The organism is Methylobacterium sp. E-046 (assembly GCF_022829625.1).
Taxonomy (GTDB): Bacteria; Pseudomonadota; Alphaproteobacteria; order Rhizobiales; family Beijerinckiaceae; genus Methylobacterium; species Methylobacterium longum.
In genome coordinates, this window is the sequence record NZ_JAKSYP010000192.1 from 1 (window position 1) to 1210 (window position 1210).

Sequence of the window (1210 nt, forward strand, 5' to 3'; positions counted from 1 at the left end):
GGCACGCCGCGACGTCGCGGAGACCCCGCGGATCGCCGACGATCTGCTGGAGCCCGGCAGCGGCCGCCCGGGCCGCGAATCGCGCGGCGGACGCGAGTCGTCCGCGCGCCGGTCCGGCACGGAGCGCCCGACGGCTGAGGCGTTCAAGCAGGCTGCCGGCGGACTGGCGCCAGCGGCTGGAGGCGGCTTTGATCCCGCAGAGTTTGCCGCGTTCAAGGCCGAGCAGACCCACGCGGAGACCGGCCGCGAAACGGGCGCACTGAACGCCGCCGCCCGTGGCTTTGTCGACGGGATCCCGGTGGCGGGCCCGTACATCCTCGGCGGCATCGACCGCGCTGACGCGGCGCTGCGGTCATACCAGGGCGGCACCGGCTACGGCGACGAGCTGCAGAAAGCTCAGGCTTACGGCGCCGACGTGAAAGCCGCGCATCCCTACGCCAACACGGCCGGCGAGATTGCCGGCGGCATCGCAGGCACGGCACCTCTGATCGCGGCGGCCCCTGCTGCGTTCGGGGCCGGCACGGGCGGTCTGATCGGCCGCTCGTTGATCTCAGCCGCATCAGGGTCTGGCCTTGGCGCCGCAGACGCAGCCGTGCGCAGCGATGGCGACCTTAATGCGGTTGGGCGTGGGGCAGTTATCGGAGGGGCGTTTGGCGGGGCAGCCCCCGCGGCAGGCGCGGCGGTCGGGGCGGGGATCAGGAAGTTCTACGGCATGCTCGGCGACGCGCTGGGCCCGTCAAGCGGGTTCACTCCGGCCGCGACGCGGATCCTGGCAGAGGACGCGGCCAACTCGGGCGGCGTGCCGCAGATCCGGTCCCGCATGGGCGAGCTTGGGTCCGATGCGATGCTGCTCGATGCCTCGCCATCATTCCAGGGGCAGGCGCAGGGCCTCGCCGTCCGGCCGGAAACCCGGCAGGCTGTGACGGCGCCGATCGTGTCGCGTGCGGAAGGCATGACGGACCGCCTTGCGACGGACATCAACGGCGCCTTCGGCCCCGCCATCAGCCCGCAGGCTGCCACCAATACTTTCGCGGCAATGCGTCAGGTCCCGAACCAGTCCATCGGTGACGCCGTGCGTGGCGCAGGCCCGATCGACACGACGGACGTGCTGACGAACCTCGCGGACCGGCTGCGCACCGCCGAGGGACCGCAGCGTGCCGCGCTGAACCAAGCCCGCGGCATGCTGATGACCGAGCACCCGATGACCGGC

1 pseudogene is annotated in these 1210 nt (G+C 72.3%); it reads left to right on the forward strand.

Annotated features, from left to right (window positions below):
- A pseudogene (locus MKK82_RS20435) lies at positions 1-1210 on the forward strand (hypothetical protein); the annotation flags it as partial.